19 protein-coding genes are annotated in these 21,182 nt (G+C 30.6%); 14 read left to right on the top strand and 5 right to left on the bottom strand.

Annotated features, from left to right (window positions below):
• Positions 1-121: 121 nt before the first annotated feature.
• The 3 genes from U5A88_RS15320 to U5A88_RS15310 all read right to left on the bottom strand — a co-directional run bounded on the left by U5A88_RS15320 (position 122) and on the right by U5A88_RS15310 (position 3,108).
• Positions 122-1,114: a Stealth CR1 domain-containing protein gene (locus U5A88_RS15320; protein WP_354207906.1), complete on the bottom strand. Its 993-nt coding sequence runs from the start codon at positions 1,112-1,114 to the stop codon at positions 122-124.
• Positions 1,115-1,196: 82 nt separating this feature from the next.
• A complete protein-coding gene (locus U5A88_RS15315) occupies positions 1,197-2,156 on the bottom strand; it encodes a stealth family protein (protein WP_354207904.1) in 960 nt (319 codons plus the stop codon).
• Between the two features lie 43 nt (positions 2,157-2,199).
• A complete protein-coding gene (locus tag U5A88_RS15310; protein ID WP_354207902.1) occupies positions 2,200-3,108 on the bottom strand; it encodes an ATP-grasp fold amidoligase family protein in 909 nt (302 codons plus the stop codon).
• 335 nt (positions 3,109-3,443) lie between these two features.
• On the opposite strand from U5A88_RS15310, the gene U5A88_RS15305 reads away from it, so the two are divergent.
• From U5A88_RS15305 to rfbB, 4 genes are read left to right on the top strand one after another with little or no spacing between them, the layout of a single operon-like run.
• Entirely contained in the window at positions 3,444-4,574 is a 1,131-nt protein-coding gene (locus U5A88_RS15305) for a DegT/DnrJ/EryC1/StrS family aminotransferase (RefSeq protein ID WP_354207900.1), read from the top strand.
• A 2-nt stretch (positions 4,575-4,576) separates the two neighbouring features.
• Positions 4,577-5,890 (top strand): UDP-glucose dehydrogenase family protein, encoded by a 1,314-nt coding sequence (locus tag U5A88_RS15300; protein ID WP_354207898.1) that lies wholly within the window; start codon positions 4,577-4,579, stop codon positions 5,888-5,890.
• Between the two features lie 8 nt (positions 5,891-5,898).
• Complete coding sequence (gene galE / locus U5A88_RS15295; RefSeq protein WP_354207896.1) at positions 5,899-6,912, top strand: UDP-glucose 4-epimerase GalE; 1,014 nt, start codon at positions 5,899-5,901, stop codon at positions 6,910-6,912.
• A 48-nt stretch (positions 6,913-6,960) separates the two neighbouring features.
• Entirely contained in the window at positions 6,961-8,007 is a 1,047-nt protein-coding gene (gene rfbB, locus U5A88_RS15290; protein ID WP_354207894.1) for a dTDP-glucose 4,6-dehydratase, read from the top strand.
• Positions 8,008-8,019: 12 nt separating this feature from the next.
• Here the strand turns inward: rfbB and U5A88_RS15285 are convergent, their stop codons facing one another.
• Entirely contained in the window at positions 8,020-8,403 is a 384-nt protein-coding gene (locus tag U5A88_RS15285) for a hypothetical protein (protein WP_354207892.1), read from the bottom strand.
• Between the two features lie 20 nt (positions 8,404-8,423).
• Entirely contained in the window at positions 8,424-9,602 is a 1,179-nt protein-coding gene (locus tag U5A88_RS15280; protein WP_354207890.1) for an acyl-CoA dehydrogenase family protein, read from the bottom strand.
• Between the two features lie 87 nt (positions 9,603-9,689).
• Between U5A88_RS15280 and rnpA the strand changes: the two genes are divergently transcribed.
• From rnpA to U5A88_RS15230, 10 genes are all read left to right on the top strand, one after another.
• Positions 9,690-10,064 (top strand): ribonuclease P protein component, encoded by a 375-nt coding sequence (rnpA, locus tag U5A88_RS15275; RefSeq protein ID WP_354207888.1) that lies wholly within the window; start codon positions 9,690-9,692, stop codon positions 10,062-10,064.
• Between the two features lie 4 nt (positions 10,065-10,068).
• On the top strand, positions 10,069-11,703 hold the full coding sequence (locus U5A88_RS15270; protein ID WP_354207886.1) for a S41 family peptidase: 1,635 nt from the start codon (positions 10,069-10,071) through the stop codon (positions 11,701-11,703).
• Between the two features lie 42 nt (positions 11,704-11,745).
• A complete protein-coding gene (locus tag U5A88_RS15265) occupies positions 11,746-13,431 on the top strand; it encodes a DUF6909 family protein (RefSeq protein WP_354207884.1) in 1,686 nt (561 codons plus the stop codon).
• A gap of 11 nt (positions 13,432-13,442) precedes the next feature.
• A complete protein-coding gene (locus tag U5A88_RS15260) occupies positions 13,443-14,486 on the top strand; it encodes a hypothetical protein (RefSeq protein ID WP_354207883.1) in 1,044 nt (347 codons plus the stop codon).
• An 82-nt stretch (positions 14,487-14,568) separates the two neighbouring features.
• Positions 14,569-15,831, top strand: a complete 1,263-nt coding sequence (locus tag U5A88_RS15255; protein ID WP_354207882.1) for an oligosaccharide flippase family protein — start codon at positions 14,569-14,571, stop codon at positions 15,829-15,831.
• 6 nt (positions 15,832-15,837) lie between these two features.
• A complete protein-coding gene (locus U5A88_RS15250; protein WP_354207880.1) occupies positions 15,838-17,094 on the top strand; it encodes a hypothetical protein in 1,257 nt (418 codons plus the stop codon).
• A complete protein-coding gene (locus U5A88_RS15245; RefSeq protein WP_354207878.1) occupies positions 17,087-18,175 on the top strand; it encodes a glycosyltransferase family 4 protein in 1,089 nt (362 codons plus the stop codon). The genes U5A88_RS15250 and U5A88_RS15245 overlap by 8 nt, the downstream gene beginning before the upstream one ends.
• A gap of 5 nt (positions 18,176-18,180) precedes the next feature.
• The gene (locus tag U5A88_RS15240) at positions 18,181-18,723 is read left to right on the top strand and encodes a putative colanic acid biosynthesis acetyltransferase (protein WP_354207876.1); all 543 of its coding nucleotides are present in this window, start codon (positions 18,181-18,183) and stop codon (positions 18,721-18,723) included.
• Positions 18,716-19,942: a WcaI family glycosyltransferase gene (locus tag U5A88_RS15235; RefSeq protein WP_354207875.1), complete on the top strand. Its 1,227-nt coding sequence runs from the start codon at positions 18,716-18,718 to the stop codon at positions 19,940-19,942. Before U5A88_RS15240 ends, U5A88_RS15235 begins: the two co-directional genes overlap by 8 nt.
• Positions 19,943-21,181, top strand: coding sequence for an O-antigen ligase family protein (locus U5A88_RS15230; RefSeq protein ID WP_354207873.1), 1,239 nt, complete (start codon positions 19,943-19,945; stop codon positions 21,179-21,181).
• The last annotated feature ends 1 nt before the right edge of the window (position 21,182 follow it).

Below are 21,182 nucleotides of genomic sequence, written 5' to 3'. Positions count from 1 at the left end.
TACAACGCCCAAAATGGTTAAATCAAACTCCTTAAATGCAGTTTTTACAATTGACAACTGATAATCTCCAATTCCTACAAAAGCCGAATTTGAAAAAAAATTATTGCTTTAGATTTATATTTTATAACTCAAAAGATGATTTTTCAGGTAATATTGTTTTAAATGAATTATCAAGTTCTTTTATAACCTGTTCATAATTTCGCACATTTGAGTTATCATTTAAACACACAAGTGAATATGATTGATCTTTAACAGCTTTAATAGCTTGTTTAGATTTAATTAATAAAGGAAACATTTTGGTGTCTTTATAAGTGTTATATGGCATGAAATTAGATTGACAAATTTGCCAAGTTCTGAATAACTCTTGCGTAAAATCTTTTTTATTTCTAAACCTATTTTTAGAAACCTCCCATAATTTATCACCTGCATACTCCCAAACTTCTTTAAATGTTTCTTTTAAATAAGGTTGTGCATTATGGGGTGTGCGAAGTGTAATAAATTTTGGATACCATTTTAACAACTTAGCTAATCTACCTCTACTACCATAACTTGGATGATACCATTTTTCGGCATCTCTTTTGAATACTTCCTTTTTGTTAAATTTACTATTAATTACCCTAATATTATTTTTTAAACACTTATTCCAAAGGCTAAGTCCTAAATTGTGTCTAAAAGCAGCAATATCATTAGGCAATCCGTTCGTGAAAAATCTTTCAGGTTTTAATTTATTTATAATATAAAAATCATCATTAAAATAAACAAAATGCTCAGCAAGATCTGGAATACGATGCAAATGTATTTCAATTAAAGAGGAATTAAATATAGGTAGATATTTGTTTGGAATGTAGTCAGAATGATTAACTAGATTTATTTTAGGGTTGGTATCATCAAGCCATTCTGGTTTTTGACCACAAGTAACAAAGTGAATTTTTCTAACCCAAGGAGCAAATTTATCAACACCTCTAAACCAGTATTTTAAAAACCCGTAATCTCTAAAACGAGCTTCTGACATTTCATTAACAGTATTGTCAATTTTCCCAGAATATTTATAAAACTCTTCTTTCCACTTAGGATCGTCCATATCAACCCATGAAACTACAAAATCTATTTCCATTGTTTAATTGTTAAAAAATGATTTTAGGCAAAAATATGGTTTTAAAAACTATTAAATAATTCTATTGATTTACAAATTAAAATTATTTCTTAACTAAAACGGCAAGCCAGTTTAAGATGTACTCTAATTTTTTCGGTTTGCACCGATCTAAACTTTGTAAACATAAGAATAATTTATTATCAGAATTATTCAACTTATATTTAAGTTGCCATAAAAAATATCTAAACGGCTTCATATAAATAAGTTGAAGATTGTCGCTTAATACACATGTTTTATTCTTAATTTCTATATGATTAACTAAGCCTTGAGGTGTAAATTGGTGTAAGTTTCTAAATTTATATCTAATATTTTCAGTTTCAATATCTTTGTTAGATTCAAAAAACCTTTCGAAGGTTGATTTTCTAAGTGGTTTTGGAGTGTGATGAAATTTATAATATTTTTTAAAACCTGCAATTTTAGCTCCTTTTTGTTGTGCCTTTCTGTGATTACCTTGCTTTGTTTTCTTTAAATACTTTTCCTTAAATGTTTTAAACTTTTTATCTTCATCAAGCTTCTTCCATTTTCCTCTTAAAACAGGAAAACCATCAATAAAAAAGTCAGTTGGTGTTACTGGATTTATTAAAAACATATCATCATTAAAATAAATAAAATACTCTGATAAGTCAGGTATTTTATATAGACGGGTTTCTATCGATCTGCTATTAAAAGTAGGCAAATACTCTTCCACTCCAGAAAAAATAATTTTATGATCTACTATTGAAATATTTGAATATTTTGATTGATTACTTTCAAATTTTAGAAATGATGGAGTTTGATTATCTGTTACTATATATATATGTCTAATAAATGGTGCAAATTTTAGTATTGAATCTAATGTAAATTTTATCTCATCAACTTGATTAAATCTTATTCTAAATTCTTTTAAATTTAATTGCCTTTTTTCAACAAAAGGTAACATTTTCTCTTGATGAGCTTTATCATTTCCATCAACCCAAGCAATGACAGCATCAATTGGAAAGTTATTTTTTAAATTATTTACCACTAATAGTTTGCTTAAAGAATATTCAAAACTAGACTATATAAACCTATATTACTTCAGTAATATATTTTTGACCTTTAGGTATTTCAGGCAACACAAACATATCACCAATAATTTTATTATACTCATCAGGGTAAAAATCTTTTCTCCCGTCCGATGGGTAAAAAGTCATCTCACCAAATATAGTTTTCCCATGAATTGAATAAAAGTCAACCCTAACAAAAGGAAGTTTATTTGAGAGGTCTTCAGCTAATAAAATCATTTCATCAAAATTACTCGGTTTTTCAATCTTTTCTGTTATTACTTCTTCAACAGCCACATATCTATATGGTAATTTTTTAAAGTCCAAGTCAAAAAAAGCTCTTTTATGGTTAAGCTCTCTATCTAAATGAATTTCAACAAACTTTGCTTTTCCGTTAAAACAATAAAACTTGTAATCCAACAAAGAACTTCTATCTCCATCCTTCATGAATTTCTCTGCCATCAATCTAGGTTTTACATCCTTATATGCCCATTCTTGACCTGTTCTATAATATTGATTTTTATTTAACCATTTTTTAAAAAGTTTACGGCATTTTTTTACATTGAGTTTTGATTTATCTTCACAAATTAAATTATCGCCACTTGAATGAACAGCTTTTATTACAAATTGGTTTGGAAGTTCATCAAAATCAACTTCATCAGCAGAATTATAAACACCATAAATCTCATTCAAAAATTGTGATCCAATTTTATCTTCAACATAAGTTCTAACAGCATATTTATCAACTAACTGATTCAAAATTTTAGGATGGTAAAAAACTTTATACCATTGAATCTTTTCATTAAACTCTATTGGATTCTTTAAATTTAGTTTTTTACCTGTTTTATATTCATATAAGTAATGAACATATTTTTTTGGTGGTAAAAAATTCATTTCTTTTAGAATTCTTAGAAAGAATTTACGCATTTTCATTGACATAATTTTCAGTTTTACAAAATATGTTTTTTGGTCTTTTGCAATAAGTTGTCTTACTTGTTCAAACTCACTAAAGCAAATAAAATGAAGCCAAATGGCTTAAATTTCTAAATTAATAGTAGCTCTTAATTTAGCAAAAACACCTCTAATAATCTTCAGTAAAAAGAGTCATTTCTTTACTAAAAATCGCAATAATTTTAACAAAAAAAACTGCAACATATACCTCTCTGCTATATAGAAAATACAAAAGAGTTTGCTAAAATATGAATTTGTATGACTAGCCGTTAAATAATTTGTAATTTTGTGCGTTTATTGTAAAAAAACCAGATTAAATGAAACCAATTCAAATGGTTGACTTAAAGAGTCAATATCAAAAAATAAAAGGTGAAATTGATTCATCCATTCAAAATGTAATTGATAACACATCTTTTATCAACGGTCCTCAAGTAAAACAATTCCAAAAAGACTTAGAAAATTATTTAGACGTTAAGCATGTAATTCCGTGTGGCAACGGTACCGATGCTTTGCAAATTGCCATGATGGGTTTAGGACTTGAGCAAGGTGACGAAGTTATTACGGCCGACTTTACTTTTGCAGCCACCGTTGAAGTAATTGCCTTGTTGAAACTTACACCTGTGTTGGTTGATGTTGAAGCGGATACGTTTAATATAGATATTGAAGCATTGAAGAATGCTATTACTCCAAAAACTAAAGCTATTATACCTGTACATTTATTTGGACAATGTGCTAATATGGAGGCTGTTTTGGAGGTTGCTAAGGAGCACAACCTTTATGTTATTGAGGACAATGCACAAGCTATTGGTGCAGATTATACTTTTGCAAATGGTACATCAAAAAAAGCTGGAACAATAGGTAATGTTGGTACAACATCTTTTTTTCCTTCAAAAAATTTAGGTTGTTATGGAGATGGTGGAGCAATTTTTACTAATGATGATGGTTTAGCACATAAATTACGAGGAATCGTCAATCACGGAATGTACAAACGCTATTATCATGATGAGGTTGGTGTGAATTCAAGATTGGATAGTCTTCAAGCAGTTGTATTAAGTGCAAAACTTCCTCATTTAGATGCCTATTGTAACGCCAGAAGAAAAGCTGCTGAATATTATAATGAAGCCCTATCCAAATCCGATAAGATCATAACCCCAATTACAAGTAGTTTTACCACACATGTATTCCATCAATATACATTGAGGCTAATTGATGTTGACAGAGATGCACTGCACAAACATTTAATTGACAACAACATACCATGTGCAATTTATTATCCCGTTCCGTTGCACAGTCAAAAAGCATATGTTGATAAACGCTATAACGAATCGGATTTCCCCATAACCAATCAGTTGGTAAAATCAGTGATTTCTTTACCGATGCACACTGAGTTGGAAGAAGAACAGCAAGAGTTTATCACTAGAACAATATTGAATTTTATAAATAAATAAGCATGAATTTAACAGTAATAGGTACAGGTTATGTAGGTTTGGTAACAGGAACCTGCCTTTCAGATATGGGTAATAATGTCACTTGTGTTGATATAAATGAAGAAAAAGTAAGAACCATGAAGAATGGTAAGGTTCCTATTTATGAGCCTAATTTGGAAGAACTTTTTCATAAAAACATAGCGGGGAACAGATTGCATTTTACAACCAATTTAGAAGAAGCAATTCAAAACTCTACCGTGATATTCTTGGCGTTGCCTACCCCACAAGATGAAGACGGTTCTGCAGATTTGTCTTATGTAGAAGCTGTAGCCCATGATTTGGGTAAAATGATTAAAGATTATAAAATCATAATCAATAAAAGTACGGTGCCAGTAGGTACTTCAGATATAGTAAAAGATATTATTTCTAGTCATACCAATGTTGAATTTGATGTGGTTTCAAATCCAGAATTTTTACGTGAAGGCTACGCCGTAAAGGATTTTATGGAACCAGAACGAATTATTATCGGTTCAAAAAGTGAAAAAGCAAAATCAATTTTATCTAAACTCTACAAACCATTTATCAATACTAAACGTCCTATTATCTTTATGGACGAGCGTTCGTCCGAACTTACCAAATATGCTTCCAATTGTTTTTTAGCGACTAAAATTACATTTATGAACGAAGTTGCCAATCTTTGCGAAATCATAGGTTCTGATGTAGACATGGTTAGAATTGGTATGGGTTCAGATTCTAGAATTGGAAATCGTTTTTTGTATCCTGGTATCGGTTATGGTGGTTCTTGCTTTCCAAAAGATGTAAATGCATTAGTAAAATCGAGTGATGAAGCTAATTACGATTTTAAAATATTAAAATCAGTTTTAGATATTAATGTAAAACAAAAAAAATCTTTAGTACCCAAAGTATCCCGTTATTTCAATAACTATCTAAAGGGCAAAAAAATGGCCATATGGGGATTGGCATTTAAACCCAATACAGATGACATAAGAGAAGCACCTGCTATTGATGTTATTAACGAATTATTATTGCAAGATGTTGAAATTACAGCGTATGATCCGGAAGCGATGTCAAATATCAAACGCATCTATGGTGATAAAATCAAGTATGGTAAAAACGCTTATGACATTTTAGAAGATGCAGAGTGTTTGTTAATTTGTACTGAGTGGAGTGAATTTACACAACCAAGTTTCAATAGAATGAAGACCCTTTTAAAAAATCCTATAATTTTTGATGGCAGAAATATGTTTGATTTGGAAGCAATGAAACATAACGGTTTTCATTATGAGTCTGTTGGAAGAAAAATAGTGGAATTATAATTGTTAATATGAGTAAAATTTTAGTTACAGGAGGTTTAGGTTATATAGGATCACACACGGTTGTAGAACTTCAAAATGAAGGTTTTGAAGTGGTCATTATTGATGACCTTTCTAACACTACCATTGAGGTTTTAGATAAAATAACTTCAATAACTGGAAAAAAACCTTTGTTTGAAAAGTTAGACTTGAAAGACAAGGCCTCAATTCAACAATTTTTTGCGAAACATGAGAATATTAGAGGAGTTATACATTTTGCAGCTTCTAAAGCAGTTGGGGAAAGTGTTGAAGAGCCTTTAAAGTATTATCACAATAATATTTCTACACTTATTTATTTATTGGAAGAAATGACTGTCCACAAGGTTAATAACTTTATTTTCAGTTCTTCTTGCACTGTTTACGGTCAAGCGGATGTTATGCCGATTACAGAAAGTGCTCCTTTTAAAACAGCCGAATCTCCCTACGGAAACACCAAACAAATTGGCGAAGAAATAATCTCGGATAGTTCAAAAGTTTCCGATTTAAAAGCTATTGCATTGCGTTATTTTAACCCTATTGGTGCTCATGAAACTGCTAAAATCGGTGAATTGCCTATTGGTGTGCCACAAAATTTAATTCCCTATGTTACCCAAACCGCAGCTGGCATAAGACAAGAACTTTCTGTTTTTGGCGGAGATTATCCCACACCAGACGGCACGGCTGTTAGAGATTATATTCATGTGGTCGATTTGGCGAAAGCCCATACTGTAGCCATGAAAAGACTCTTAAATGAAGATAATAAATCTAGTTTTGAAGTGTTTAATATTGGTACAGGTAAAGGAAGTACTGTATTAGAAGTTATTCAGGCTTTTGAAAAAGTATCAAATCAAAAATTAAAATATAAAATTGTTGACCGTCGTGAAGGTGATATTACTGAAGCTTATGCCGATACTACCTTTGCTCAAAACGAGCTAAAATGGAAAGCTGAACTTAGTTTGGAAGATGCCTTAGCTTCTGCTTGGAAATGGCAGCAAACGTTAAAGTAAAATAAAAAAGATTCCTATTTTGCATAGGAATAATGACAAGTAAAGAATATGAAAAATATATTAATTACAGGTGGTGCTGGTTTTATTGGGGCACACGTTGTTCGATTATTTGTAAAAAATTATCCTAACTATCACGTCTTCAATTTAGATGCACTAACCTATGCTGGAAATTTAGAGAATATTGCCGATATTTCTGATGCCCCAAATTATAATTTTGTTAAAGGCAATATTAAAGATATTGATTTTATTAATAATCTGTTTAGAGAACATAAGTTTGACAGTGTAATTCACTTGGCGGCCGAAAGTCATGTGGATAGATCTATTACAAATCCTAACGATTTTATTGAAACAAATGTGTTGGGTACGGCTAATTTGTTAAACGCTTTTCGCGATTTGTGGAAAGACAATTTTAAAGGTAAGCTGTTTTATCACGTTTCCACGGATGAAGTTTACGGTTCGTTAGGACAAACAGGATTGTTTACAGAAACTACACCTTATGATCCACAATCACCGTATGCTGCATCAAAAGCGGCTTCAGACCATGTGGTTAGATCTTTTGGTAACACCTACAAACTACCTTATGTAATAAGCAATTGCTCTAATAATTATGGGGCAAACCAATTTCCCGAGAAGTTAATTCCTTTATTTATTCACAATATTAAAACAGGTAAAAATTTGCCCGTTTATGGAGATGGGAATTATATCAGAGATTGGCTTTTTGTAGAAGATCATGCAAAAGCGATAGATTTAATTTTTCATAAAGGTAAATTGGGTGACACCTATAATATCGGTGGGTTTAACGAGTGGACAAACCTCAACTTAATTAAGGTTTTATGTGAGCAAATGGACACAAAATTGAATCAACCAGAAGGCACTGCCGCAAAATTGATTACTTTTGTAAAAGATAGAGCTGGGCACGATAAACGCTACGCTATTGATGCATCAAAACTTAATAAAGAATTAGGGTGGAAACCTTCGGTTACTTTTGAAGAAGGTTTGTCTAAAACTATTGATTGGTATTTAGAAAATGAAGAGTGGTTAAATAATGTTACTTCAGGTGCTTATAAAGATTATTACAAAAAAATGTATGAGTAACTAACCTAACCTTTAATCAAAAACTGGTTTTTCTTGATTAAAAGCCGCATCTATATTTGGCGTTTTTTTCGGCTTTCTGCGTTTTAACGGTATAACTATACTTGCACCGATTACACCACCTAATACACTGTACTGAAAATCTTTTTTACTTCTAACACCGTTAAACCATTTAGGGTCAACAGCCTCTTTTATATAACCTATTGTAGCAGCAGTTGCTGCCCCTATTAACCAAGCTTTAAATTTGTTGTTTGTTTTTCTGTAAACTAAATAGGAAGTACCTCCCCCTATTATTGCTCCGACAATAACGTGTTCTGGATGTCCATTCTCGGAAAAAAGGGGTTGAGCATTTAGTTGATAACTTAGAAAGAATACGGTTGAAATGATAATATACTTCACTTATCAAATATATAACAAAATTATTTGAAAGCATTCAATCCTGTTACATCCAGACCGGTAATAAGTAAATGGATATCATGTGTGCCTTCATAGGTTATTACCGATTCCAGATTCATCATATGCCGCATAATAGAATATTCTCCAGTAATGCCCATACCGCCCAACATTTGTCTTGCTTGTCTGGTAATTTTCAAAGCCATATGAACATTATTCCGTTTTGCCATAGATATTTGGGCAGATGTGGCTTTACCTTCATTACGCAATACACCCAGTCGCCAAGCCAATAATTGTGCTTTGGTAATTTCGGTAATCATTTCGGCCAATTTTTTTTGTTGTAATTGAAATGCACCAATAGGTTTACCAAACTGCATACGTTCTTTTGAATATCTTAAAGCAGTATCATAACAATCCATAGCTGCACCTATAGCTCCCCAAGCAATACCATATCTAGCAGAATCTAGACACCCTAAAGGAGCACCAAGGCCCGATTTTTTTGGCAATATATTTTCTTTTGGCACTTTCACGTTATCAAAAATCAATTCGCCCGTTGCTGAAGCTCGTAGTGACCATTTATTATGTGTTTCTGGTGTTGTGAAGCCTTCCATGCCACGCTCAACAATAAGTCCATGAATTCTTCCCGTTTCATCTTTAGCCCAAACTACTGCTATACCTGCAAATGGAGCATTGGAAATCCACATTTTAGCACCGTTTAATAGATAATGATCTCCTTTATCTTTAAAATTGGTTACCATTCCTGATGGGTTTGAGCCATGATCAGGCTCGGTCAGTCCAAAACAACCCATAAATTCACCTGAAGCTAATTTTGGTAGGTATTTTTTGCATTGTTCTTCAGTGCCATATTTCCAGATAGGGTACATCACTAATGATGATTGTACCGACGCGGTAGAACGTACTCCAGAATCACCTCGTTCAATTTCTTGCATTATTAGTCCATAAGAGATCTGATCTAAGCCTGCACCTCCGTATTCTTCGGGAATATAAGGGCCAAAAGCACCTATTTCTGCCAATCCATTAATAATTTGTTCTGGGAATTCAGCTTTTTGTGCATATTCTTCAATAATCGGAGAAACCTCTCGTTTTACCCATTCCCTAGCAGCATCTCTTACTAATTTATGCTCATCTTCTAATAAATCGTCCAATTGGTAATAATCGGGAGCTTGAAATAAATCTTGTGACATTGGCTTAAATTTTAATATTCAAAAGTAACGATTTAAGTCATTTTATTAAGTTTTTTTCTAAATTGTTTATTGACTACTTTTGTTTATGTGAGACATACACTAAAAAAAGAAGAAAAGCTTAAAAATAAAAGGTTAATCGAAACATTATTTGAAGAAGGAAAATCCTTGTCAAAATTTCCGTTACGGTTGGTTTATCTGCAAATGGAACATTCTTCAAACTACCCAATTCAAGTTGCGTTTTCTGCTCCAAAACGCAAGTTTAAAAAAGCAGTTGACAGAAACAGAATAAAACGCTTGATGAGAGAAGCATATCGCAAAAATAAGCACCTATTGCACAATGGCATTGAAGAAAAGCATATCATTATGTTTACCTATACAGACGAAAACGAGTTAAAATACGTTGAAATAGAAGAAAAATTAATATTTTTATTAAAAAAGTTTTTAGAAAAAATCAAGTCTTGATAACATGAAGAAGATTAAACAACTAGGAATTATCGCCATACTGATTACTGTTTTAACAGTTTCGGTAGGATATAAATCCGACTTTTTTGAAGTCGCCAAACAAATTGAAATCTACACCACATTGTTCAAAGAATTGAACATGTATTATATAGACGAAACCAATCCTGCGGAGTTGACAGAAACAGCTATTGACAATATGTTAAAGGAGCTAGATCCTTATACTCGGTTCTATGATGAACAAGGCGTGGAAAAGGCAAGAATAAATGCAGCATCTGATAATGGCGGCATTGGTGCTAGTACTAAAATAATAGATGATAAATTATATATTGCTGAACCCTATGAAGGTGCCGCAGCCGACAAAGCGGGTTTAAAAGCTGGTGATGAAATTATAAAGATTAACGAACTTGCTTTGAGTAAAGTCCCTGCAATAGATGCCATATCTATGCTTAACGGAAATCCCAATTCTAAAGTTACCTTACAATTAAAAAGGCAAGACAAAACTGTTACAGCGACTATTACAAGAGAAGCAAATGAATTTGACCCCGTACCTCACTATAGAATGCTAGATGATCAAGTAGGTTATATTTCGTTTATTAAATTTAACACCAAGGCATCTTCTAGTGTTAAAGCAGCATTTGAAGATTTAAAAACACAGGGTATGACCAAATTGGTGTTGGACATTAGAGGAAACCTAGGGGGGCTATTAAACGAAGCAGTTGAAATTACTAACTTTTTTGTGCCAAAGAATGAAGTTGTTGTAACTACTAAAGCCAAAGTAAAAAAATGGAGTGATACCTATAAAACTAAAAGAGAACCAATAGATTTAGAAATTCCTATTGCAGTTTTAATTGACCGTTATTCTGCTTCCGCTTCAGAAATTGTTGCAGGCTCATTGCAAGATTTAGACAGAGCCGTAATCATTGGTGAGCGTTCTTTTGGAAAAGGGTTAGTGCAACGATATAGAAAACTAACTTATGGAACGCAATTAAAATTGACTATATCAAAATATTATACTCCTAGTGGAAGGTGTATTCAAGAATTAGATTATACACATAAAAATGAAAATGGAGAAGTTCCTAAATTTTCAGAAATTAAGCGGAATGCTTTTAAAACTCAAAATGGCAGAACAGTTTACGATGGTGGAGGTATAGAACCCGACATTAAATTAGCTAAAATGAAAAGGACCAATGCTACTGATGCTCTATTAAAATCTGATGCTATTTTTAAATTTGCTACTATTTTTGCAAACGAAAATAAAACTATTGAAAGTACCGAAGAATTTATCCTTAAAGATTCTGATTATCAAAATTTTATTGACTTCTTGTCCGAGAATAAGGATGTTTTCAAAACGGCTACTGATGGTAAGCTAGCAGATGTTATAAAAACTGCTGAAAAGGAGGGCTATAGCACTAGTATAAACAAAGAATATCAAAACCTAATTTCAAAAATTAATAGTGAAAAAATTAAAGAATTATCACAAAATAAATCTGAAATTAAAGATGCTTTAACCAACGAAATTGTAAGACGATATTATTATAAAAAAGGAGAATATATCCATAAAGCAACTCATGACAAGGCAATTATTGAGGCCTTGCAAATCTTAAAGGATGAAAGCAAATATCAAAACATATTAAAATAATTTTTTAGTAAGTATTTTGGTATCTTTGTTCAAATATTTTGAATGACTACCTTAAAACCAACCAAATCACAAGAATCTTCTAATGCCATTGAACGCATGTACACTGCTATGCGGCACTTGTTCAATCGCGGTTTTTACAAACCTATGGGCATTTCTGGGCAAACCTTGCGTGAGTCGTTACTTCTATTAAGACCAGAAATATATGGTTCAGTTGCCGATGTAAATATAGAGCTAGACGGTTTATTATATGTAATTGAAAGGCTACCTGAAGGTATTGAAGAGTGTCAGTTTATAAACCTAACTTCTGATGAAGGTTATAAAAATTCACATTTTACACCTATAATACCAAAAAAAAGACGTAGAAATTGCTACAGAATTGATAAAGACCAAATGAATATCGAAATTACCCGAGGGCGTTCTGATATTTACGATGTTTTGACACATTTGACCTTTCTTTTTATTGAATCGCATAAAATAAAAAATAATATTCTTATTGATGAAGAAGGCATTACTATTAGAGAATGGGAACATTTGGAAAATGTCGTTATCAATAATAAAAAGCTATCTGACAATGAAAGGGAAGTACTGATTACACATTTAGCCAACATTTTAGGAAGAACCTTTAAAGAGGTAAAAAAAATAGCCGACAGTTTTTCAACAACCAAAAACCCTAATAAATTTTTCAATTGTATTTTTTGGATGGGCAAATTGGCACTGAACGAAACACTATTAAACAAAAAAAGAACGATTATATTTAGTTCCTTTTTGAGAGAACGCATAGGACATCATATCTATGGTGATAAATGGGCACAGAATATTAAAAAGGTATTGGATAAAAACGCATTATTGGACAGACCCATTCATATTATTAGTGCTAATATGCATAGTGTTATGAATTCCATTTACGCACCCATTATACTAGCCAAAGAAGCTAAAGAACATAAAGACGTAGCTTTGTTTGAGCTTTTGAGCAATGAGGTAAATTCAGAGTTACAAAAAAAAGTAAAAGAACAAGCCTCTAAAAAAGGGTTGATTTATGTAAAAGACACTTCTGGTACCAATATTAATGTTCAGATTATAGATACTGCAAAAATTGATTTTAAAAACTCAGGGTATTCTTTTCCCAAAAATTTAACTAAAAACAATAAACCTATTCTTATTGTAATGGATTATGCTTTTGGCGAACAGGCTTTTGAAACTATGGACGAATTGTTAAAACCATACAGTTGTGAGAAAGGTAAATTACATCATTTAAATATAGAGTCTGTTTCCATAATGGGTAAAGCCGGCATCTTAAAAGGTGGAAAAGGTGACATTATGATTCCGTCCGCACATATTTTTGAAGGTACTGCAGATAATTATCCGTTTACCAACGAGCTTAAAAAACAAGATTTAGAAGGTTTTGGTGTAAATGTTTATGAGGGATCAATGGTTACCGTACTGGGAACTTCCTTGCAAAATAAAGACTTACTAGAATTTTTTCACAACTCTACTTGGCGGGCTATTGGTTTGGAAATGGAAGGGGCTCATTATCAGAAAGCAATACAATCTGCGTCAAAAATTAGGGGAAATATATCTGAAAACGTAAAAGTAAGATACGCATACTACGCTTCGGACAATCCTTTGGAAACTGGAAGTACATTAGCCTCTGGGGGACTAGGAACTAGCGGAGTAAGACCAACATACGCAATTACCCAAAAAATATTAGAACAAATTTTTTCAGCTTAAATTTAGTAAAAATGAGCAAGCAAAATATACAAAAGGATGAAGAAGTAGATTTAGGGAGTCTATTTAAAGTAATTGGGAAAGGGTTTCAAAATCTTTTTAACGCTATAGGCAGATTCTTTATTAGTATTTTTAATTTACTGATTTTAGCTTTGGTATTTATAAGAAATAATGCTGTAAAATTAGGAGCAGCTATTTTAATCGGTGCTATTGCAGGTTTGGCTTTAGACTTGACTCAGCCCCAAAAATACTCCTCTACCATGATTGTTGAACACAATTTTAATAGTGCACAGCAATTGTATAAAAACATTGAATTCTATCATGAATTAGTAAAACAAAAAGATTCTGTTTTATTGGCAGAAGCTTTGAATATTTCTGTAAGTGAAGCAGCTAAATTGAAGGGCTTCTACATCAAACCTATTAGAAACGAAAATGAAAAATATGAGCTTTTCGATAAATTTATTGATGAGGTAGATACAGCCACTGTTAGTAGAGTAGATTTTAAGGAATTTAAAAAAGGATTTACGGATTTTGATTATAAATATCATCAGATTAAAGTTAAATCTTTAAACAATGGTATTTTTGAAAAATTGAGTGTGCCTATCATAAACTCTGTTGAGAGTAATCCTTATTTTAAAAATCAAAAAAAGATTAACGATCAAAACTTACAGCAAAATGAAAATGTTTTAATCAAATCTTTAAGTGAAGTTGATACGTTGAGAAATATTTACAATGAGGTTTTAATCACTGAAGCTAAAAAATCAGAAACGGGAACTAATATAACCTTAGCTCAAGGTGCTAAAAAAACAAACGAGCTAGAGTTATTTAATGAAAGTTTAGAGCTTAATAAAGACTTAATCAGTAACAATAAGGCCAAAGCTGAAACTACAGATATTTTAAATGTGGTTTCAGCTTTTAGTAAAGTAGGCGTGAAAGAAAGAGATCTTTTAAAAAAATATACTTTTTTACTAGGAGTTGGGTTTGGTTTACTGATGTTGTTGTTTATTTTGTTTAGGCAATGGAATAAGTATTTAAAGAATTTCGTTGAGAGCAAATGATAATCTCAATTCCTTTATGTTAGAACTTATACTTGGAATGATTCTCATCTGGTTTTTAAAACTATTTTGAAGCATAAGTTCTGTGATTAAAAAAATTAAATCAATATCGCCTGATAATTCCATTATTCTAAAAAACCTTTCCTATTTAACTTTTTTAAGAGTTTTTAATATTGGTATAAAATTTCTGTTGGTTGCCTACTTGGTTCGTGTGTTAGGCGAATTCAGCTATGGTATCTTAACTTGGTCGGATGCCGTTATACAATATTTTATAATGTTTGTCAATTTTGGATTTAACATTTATGCGGCTAAGTATATTGTTGAAAACAAGGATAATAACGAAAAAATAAATCAAATTACATCTTCCATTTTTACCATAAAACTTTTATTACTGATTTTAAGTTTCACAACCCTTTTTATACTCTCTTTTTTTAATCCTTTCGCCCTACATAAAAGTATTTTATTTTTGATGTTGTTAATGGGTATTGGCGAAGTGTTTTTTCCAATATGGTATTTTCAGGGCATTGAAAAGTTAAAACCCGCCACATTTATCGTAGTGTTTTCAAGGGTATTGTTGATAATAGGTACTATTTTATTGGTTAAATCGAGTAGTGATCTAATACTTCATGTCATACTAATTGTCATTTCCAATAGTATTATGGGTTTTTTGGGTTATGTTACCCTGTTAAAAAAGTATAATTTTAAATTTATACGGGTCAAATTTGAGGTGTTAAGACAATTTGTCCAAGAGGCTTATATGTTCTTTTTAGGTCGATTTTTATCACTTACCTTTAACTTTGCCACCATTTTTTTAATCGGAATTTATTTTACAATGGATTATGTTACGGGTTTTGATGTAGCACTAAAAATAGTGCTAGTATCCATTATTCCGTTTGATATGTTGCAACAGGCCGTATTTCCTACCATATCGCGAAATAAAAATAAAAATGTATTAAAAAAATTAATTTGGGGCAGTTTTGTATTAGGGCTTATTTTTATGGCAGTTCTCTATCAGTTTTCTGAACAATTGTTGGGTCTGTTCGGTGGGCAGGAAATGACAAAATATGCAGATGTTTTAAGGGCTTTGGCTTTAATTACCCCAATGGTTGCCGTTACTTTTATGTTGGGCACTTGTACGCTTGTTGCATTTGATTTCCATAAAGAATTCAATTATTCTTTAATTCTATCGTCCATTTTGTATATTGCCTTTGTGGCAATTTTAACAGTGTTAGACAAAGTTACTTTCTGGAATTTAGTCTATTTAAGGATTATTTCTGATTTTGCCCTAGTTAGCATCAGGTTATATTATACTTTTAAGCGTAAAATATTTACTAATTCAATAAAATAAGTGCTTTTGAAAGTAAAAAAAATAAATAATAAGATATTTAATTATATAGTTTCATTATTTATTTTTCAAATAATAGCCATACAGGTTTTTGATCTATTTGGTATATCAGGTTTTGCGGCAATTCCCTATTATAGACTGTCGAATATTATTTTTACTTTTTTCTATTTTCTTACTGAAATTCTTTTAAAAAAATTGACTTTAAAGAATACAAGTGTCATGTTTATTGAGGACATAATTGTATCTTTATGGTTCGGATTTACTTGTATAGAGCTGTTATACGGTATTTTGCTGGCAAACCCATTAGTTTATTTAATAGCTGATTTTGTATATATTGCATTTGGAATATTGATATACATTATAATTTCCAATATGTTAAAATTTAAAAAAAAGTTAGATTTTGACACAATTAACTGGTATGCAACTGTAATTATTATTTTAAGTTATCTGGTAATACTTTTTGACTTAACAGTCCCGTCTATTTTATTTATAGTTTTAATAAGCTTGTCTTATTTTTATTTGATTGAAAAAAAATATTTGAAATCCATCATAGCCCTAATTCCTTTTTTTTTAGAAGTATCTAATTCAAATAGAGCTTTGCTATTGGTTTTTATGGCAATGCTATTATTATATTTTATTTACAGATTATCTATATATTTTAAAAAATTGGATCGTATCATTATTATCACTTTAATTTTAATCTTAATACTGACGACTTATCAAGAAATCATAACTCTTTCTCTAAATTTTTTCTCTGAAAATTCTGAAATCTATTTTAGGCTAAGCCAAATGCTAGATATTATTAATGAAGGTATAGATTATTCCAGCCCTTACCATATATCTGTATCTCAACGCTTAATTGAGGCTCAGATAGTAATTTCTTTATGGACAGAAAATATATTTTCTTTTATTTTTGGCTCAGGCTTGGGTGGGGTAATTGATGGAAAATATTTTATAGACAATGCTGTTATTAGCTCAGCCTTGTTGGGAGAAAAATCCATCCATAATATACATCTATTGCCATTTGCTTTTATTCATAAATATGGATTTTTAGGTCTAATTATTATGATTTTATTGATTGTAGATTTCTTTAACTCAATAAAAAAAAGTATCCGTTATGGCTCAAGCACTATTCATAATTTTTGGAATATACTCTTTGTATTAATCTTCATATATTCAATTCCTGCGGCTTCATTTCTTTGGACTTCAGCACTCTTTTGGGTAACTATGGCTATGAAAAGAAATCAAAATGTATTATATGAGTAAAACATTATTATTAATTGGCCCTTTATCACCTCCCATAACTGGTGTTAGTATTTGTAATGATAAAATTATTAACGAATTACCTGTAAAGTATAATATTAACGTTACATATTTAAACACTTCAGGGAACATTTTTACTGAAAAAGTTGGAAAATTTTCTTTTACAAAAATAATTAGTCAATTAATAAATTACTTTTACTTATATAAAATAATAAAAGTTGATATCGTTTATTTAACTATTGGGCAAACTTTTTATGGTGTTTTAAAATATGCACCGTTTATCTATTTTGCAAAACTTTTAAATAAAAAAGTTATTGTTCATATACATGGTAATTATTTAAAGACGCAATACGATTTACTATCAGGGCTTAAGAAAAAGATATTTTATAATATTTTAAAAAAAGCCGATAAAGGCATTGTTTTGTCAGAAAAATTAAAAGATAATCTCACTCCTTTTTTACCAAATCAGAAAATATCTATTTTAAATAATTATGTCGATAATTATTTACTTGAAAATACCAATGAAAACATTTTTAATAAATACAAAGATGAGTTAAGAATAGTTTATCTTAGTAATTTAATGACCGAGAAAGGTGTTTTCGATTTGTTGAATGCTTTGGAAATATTACAACAAAGAAAAATAAAATTTACAGCTCAATTTGCTGGAAATATAGCTAACAATACAAAAGATGAAATTTTAAATAGAATTTCAAAAATTAAAAATTGTGATTATTTAGGAGTAGTTAAGGGAGAAAACAAGAAAAAACTATTGTTGGAATCTAATGTGTTTGTCTTCCCAACCTATTATAAAATGGAAGGTCAACCCATATCATTGTTAGAGGCAATGGCAACAGGAAACCTAATCTTAACAACCAATCACGCTGGAATTTCCGATTTTTTTTCCGACAAAAACGGTTTTTATATAAAGAAAAACTCACCCGAAGACATAGCAGACAAATTAAAAATAGTGTCTGATAATTTGATTAAATTTGAACCTCTTATGATTAATAACTTTAATTATATTAAAAATAATTTTACAGAAAAAGTATTCTTACAATCACTAATAAATATCTTTGAAGACTAAATATAATGCAGAACCTAAATCTTTTCAAACTCCCATCTAATTTCAGGGGTAAAAGTATTCTTACCGTGCAGTTATGGAGGTTTGTCAATGCATTGTTTTTCAAACTATCACCACAATTTTTGTATGGTTGGCGTAGATTTTTATTGAGGTTATTTGGAGCTAAAATTGGGAAAAAAGTTATTATAAGGCCATCTGCAACAATAACCTATCCGTGGAAAATACAAATTGGAGATTATAGCTGGATTGGAGATAATGTTGTATTATATAGCCTTGGCGAAATAATCATAGGTTCAAATACCGTTATTTCTCAAAAATCTTATTTATGTGCAGCATCACACGATTATACAAAAGTCGATTTTCCAATTTTTGAAGAAAGAATTGAGATATCTGATGAATGTTGGTTAGCTACTGACGTCTTTGTTGCTCCAGGTGTAAAAGTTAATAAGCAATGTGTTATTGGAGCAAGAAGTAACGTTTTTGAAGATATGCCTGAAGGCTGGGTTTGTTATGGAAACCCTTCAAAACCAATAAAAAAACGGCTTGAATAAAACGATCACAATTATTGGTGTCAATTACTACCCTGAAGATACTGCCATAGGTTTATACACAACACAGTTGGCAGAATACTTATCTGAAAATGGATTTGAAGTTAATATAATTACTGGTTTTCCCTATTATCCTGCATGGGAAATAAATAAAAATTATCTAAAAAAGAGTAGGTTTATTAAAGAAACAATAAATAACATTAAAGTTTATCGATATAAACAATATGTCCCCAATAATCCCACATTTTTTAAAAGAGTTCTGCATTTAATTGATTTTACTTTAGGAAGTTTAATAAATATCTTAAAAATTAAGAAAACTGATTTAGTGCTATGTATCATACCATTTACAAGCACTATTATTCCTGCTAAACTATTGTCTAAATTAAAAAGAGCTAAATTGTGGGTTCACATTCAAGATTTTGAGTTAGACGCCGCAATTGAATCAAATCTAATCAAGAAAAACAATCTCTTTTTAAAAATATTGTTCAAAATAGAAAGGTTTCTCTTGAATCGTGCAGATGCCATTAGCACCATTAGTAATGCCATGTATAATAAAGTTAAAAGAAAATCAAAAAATATTTCTACCCATTTATTACCAAACTGGGTAGATATTGATTTTATTGGTCCTGAAAAAAACCAGAAACATAAATATTTGTCATCCGATAAATTTAAAATTTTATATTCTGGCAATATAGGTGAAAAACAAGATTGGGACTTCTTTTTAAAATTTGCCGAAGAGCTTAAAAGATTTAATAATGTTGAACTTGTAGTAGTTGGAGATGGTGCCAAAAAAGATAAGCTAATTTTAGAATTACATAAGCTTAATCATGTAAAATGCTATGATCCTGTTTCTTATCGAGAACTTTCTGATTTATTATGTAGTGCAGACGTTCATATCTTATTTCAAAAAGAAAATAGTATTGACACAGTTATGCCCTCTAAAATTTTAGCCATGATGGCTAGTCAAAAACCATCTATAATAACTGGGAATCTAGAATCAGAGGTTGCTGAAGTAATACAAGAATCCAAAGGCGGATATTATTTTAAATCAGATGACTTAAAAGGTGTTTTATTTACAATTGAAAAATTAATGTATAATACAGCACTTGGAACTGAATTGGGTGTAAATGCAAGAGAATATGTTACTACTCATTTTTCTAGCCAAAAAATATTAAGTGATTTTAAGGTGAGTTTTGATAAAGTTATTGAAAGTTCAAATTAAATGAAAAAAGTAAAGAACCTCTTTTTGTATGGATTGCTACTTTTTGCCTTTTTCCCCATAACACCCAATAGGCTAAAAGGATTGCCTGTAATTTTACTTTTTGCAATTGCTCTTTTCACTTTTATTACTAATAAAAAGCAAGCGTTTAATTTTAAAAAAGTTATTTTTTATGCCTCTTTGTACATACTTTATATTCTAAGCCTATTTTTTACTGACAATTTTGTAGATATTGATAAAACCCTAACAACTAGGCTTTCTATTTTGATTTTTCCAATACTTTTTGGTTTGGTTTCAACTACAAAGATTTATATTACACCTAAACAAATCCGATTGTTTTTAACAACCTATTTTGTTGTTTCAATTATTTACTGCTATCTAATTCTACTGTTTTTTTATCAACTTGGGTTTCTAACTCAAAACACGAATATTAATTTATATTATTCGCACCTTAATCACGAAATGTGGGGCATAAGTCAGCACCCTATATATGCATCTTTGTTTATTTCAATTTCAGTTTTATTTGGGATAGAATTACTTTTTACTTTAAAAAGAAAATTGCATAAAATGGGGATACTCGTTGGGATATTCCTATTGTTTTCCATGCTTTTATTCCTATCAAGAAAAGGGGTTTTATTGGCTTTAGTTTTAGCATCAGTAGTTTATATGGTATATCGGGTGAAAAGCCTAAAACAGAAAAAATATGTACTGATTGGGCTAGTAGCAGTTGGGTTAATGATTTTAGTTGCACCAGTAACTCAAAAAAGATTTAAAGAAGTTTTTATTGCTCGTAGTTATAACCAGATTGAAAATACAAATTCTACAAGTATCCGTTTTGGCATTTATAAATGTGCCATCGAAAAGATAAAAGAAAAACCCATATTTGGTCATGGCATTGGTGATGTAAGAAATGAATTGGCCAACTGTTACGCACAAACTTCAGATGTATTATTGGAAAAATCTTATCATTCTCATAATCAATATCTTGGTGTTTGGTTGGATTGTGGAATAATTGGACTTATCATCTTTTTCCTATTTCTTTTTGTTAATTTTAAACTAGCATTAGGTCAAAAAAACATACTTTTCTTCAGTCTATTATCATTCTTTAGTATACTTATGCTATTTGATAACATTCTAGAACAACAGTCAGGTGTAATCTTATTTTCCTTAATTATCAACTTTTTTGCCTTTATCAACATTAAAAATCATAAAAATAGCTTTAATTTTGACGAGCTAAACTGAA

It is taken from the genome of Aureibaculum sp. 2308TA14-22 (assembly GCF_040538665.1).
Taxonomy (GTDB): Bacteria; Bacteroidota; Bacteroidia; order Flavobacteriales; family Flavobacteriaceae; genus Aureibaculum.
This window is presented reverse-complemented; position numbering and strand designations above follow the sequence as displayed.

What these genes read in the sequence shown, in the direction of transcription:
- U5A88_RS15280 (WP_354207890.1), bottom strand. Translation starts at nt 9,602, where the DNA reads ATGTCACAAGATTTATTTCAAGCTCCCGATTATTACCAATTGGACGAT.
- U5A88_RS15310 (WP_354207902.1), bottom strand. Translation starts at nt 3,108, where the DNA reads ATGAAAATGCGTAAATTCTTTCTAAGAATTCTAAAAGAAATGAATTTT.
- galE (WP_354207896.1), top strand. Translation starts at nt 5,899, where the DNA reads ATGAGTAAAATTTTAGTTACAGGAGGTTTAGGTTATATAGGATCACAC.
- U5A88_RS15245 (WP_354207878.1), top strand. Translation starts at nt 17,087, where the DNA reads ATGAGTAAAACATTATTATTAATTGGCCCTTTATCACCTCCCATAACT.
- U5A88_RS15305 (WP_354207900.1), top strand. Translation starts at nt 3,444, where the DNA reads ATGAAACCAATTCAAATGGTTGACTTAAAGAGTCAATATCAAAAAATA.
- U5A88_RS15270 (WP_354207886.1), top strand. Translation starts at nt 10,069, where the DNA reads ATGAAGAAGATTAAACAACTAGGAATTATCGCCATACTGATTACTGTT.
- U5A88_RS15320 (WP_354207906.1), bottom strand. Translation starts at nt 1,114, where the DNA reads ATGGAAATAGATTTTGTAGTTTCATGGGTTGATATGGACGATCCTAAG.
- U5A88_RS15240 (WP_354207876.1), top strand. Translation starts at nt 18,181, where the DNA reads ATGCAGAACCTAAATCTTTTCAAACTCCCATCTAATTTCAGGGGTAAA.
- rfbB (WP_354207894.1), top strand. Translation starts at nt 6,961, where the DNA reads ATGAAAAATATATTAATTACAGGTGGTGCTGGTTTTATTGGGGCACAC.
- U5A88_RS15265 (WP_354207884.1), top strand. Translation starts at nt 11,746, where the DNA reads ATGACTACCTTAAAACCAACCAAATCACAAGAATCTTCTAATGCCATT.
- U5A88_RS15260 (WP_354207883.1), top strand. Translation starts at nt 13,443, where the DNA reads ATGAGCAAGCAAAATATACAAAAGGATGAAGAAGTAGATTTAGGGAGT.
- U5A88_RS15230 (WP_354207873.1), top strand. Translation starts at nt 19,943, where the DNA reads ATGAAAAAAGTAAAGAACCTCTTTTTGTATGGATTGCTACTTTTTGCC.
- U5A88_RS15300 (WP_354207898.1), top strand. Translation starts at nt 4,577, where the DNA reads ATGAATTTAACAGTAATAGGTACAGGTTATGTAGGTTTGGTAACAGGA.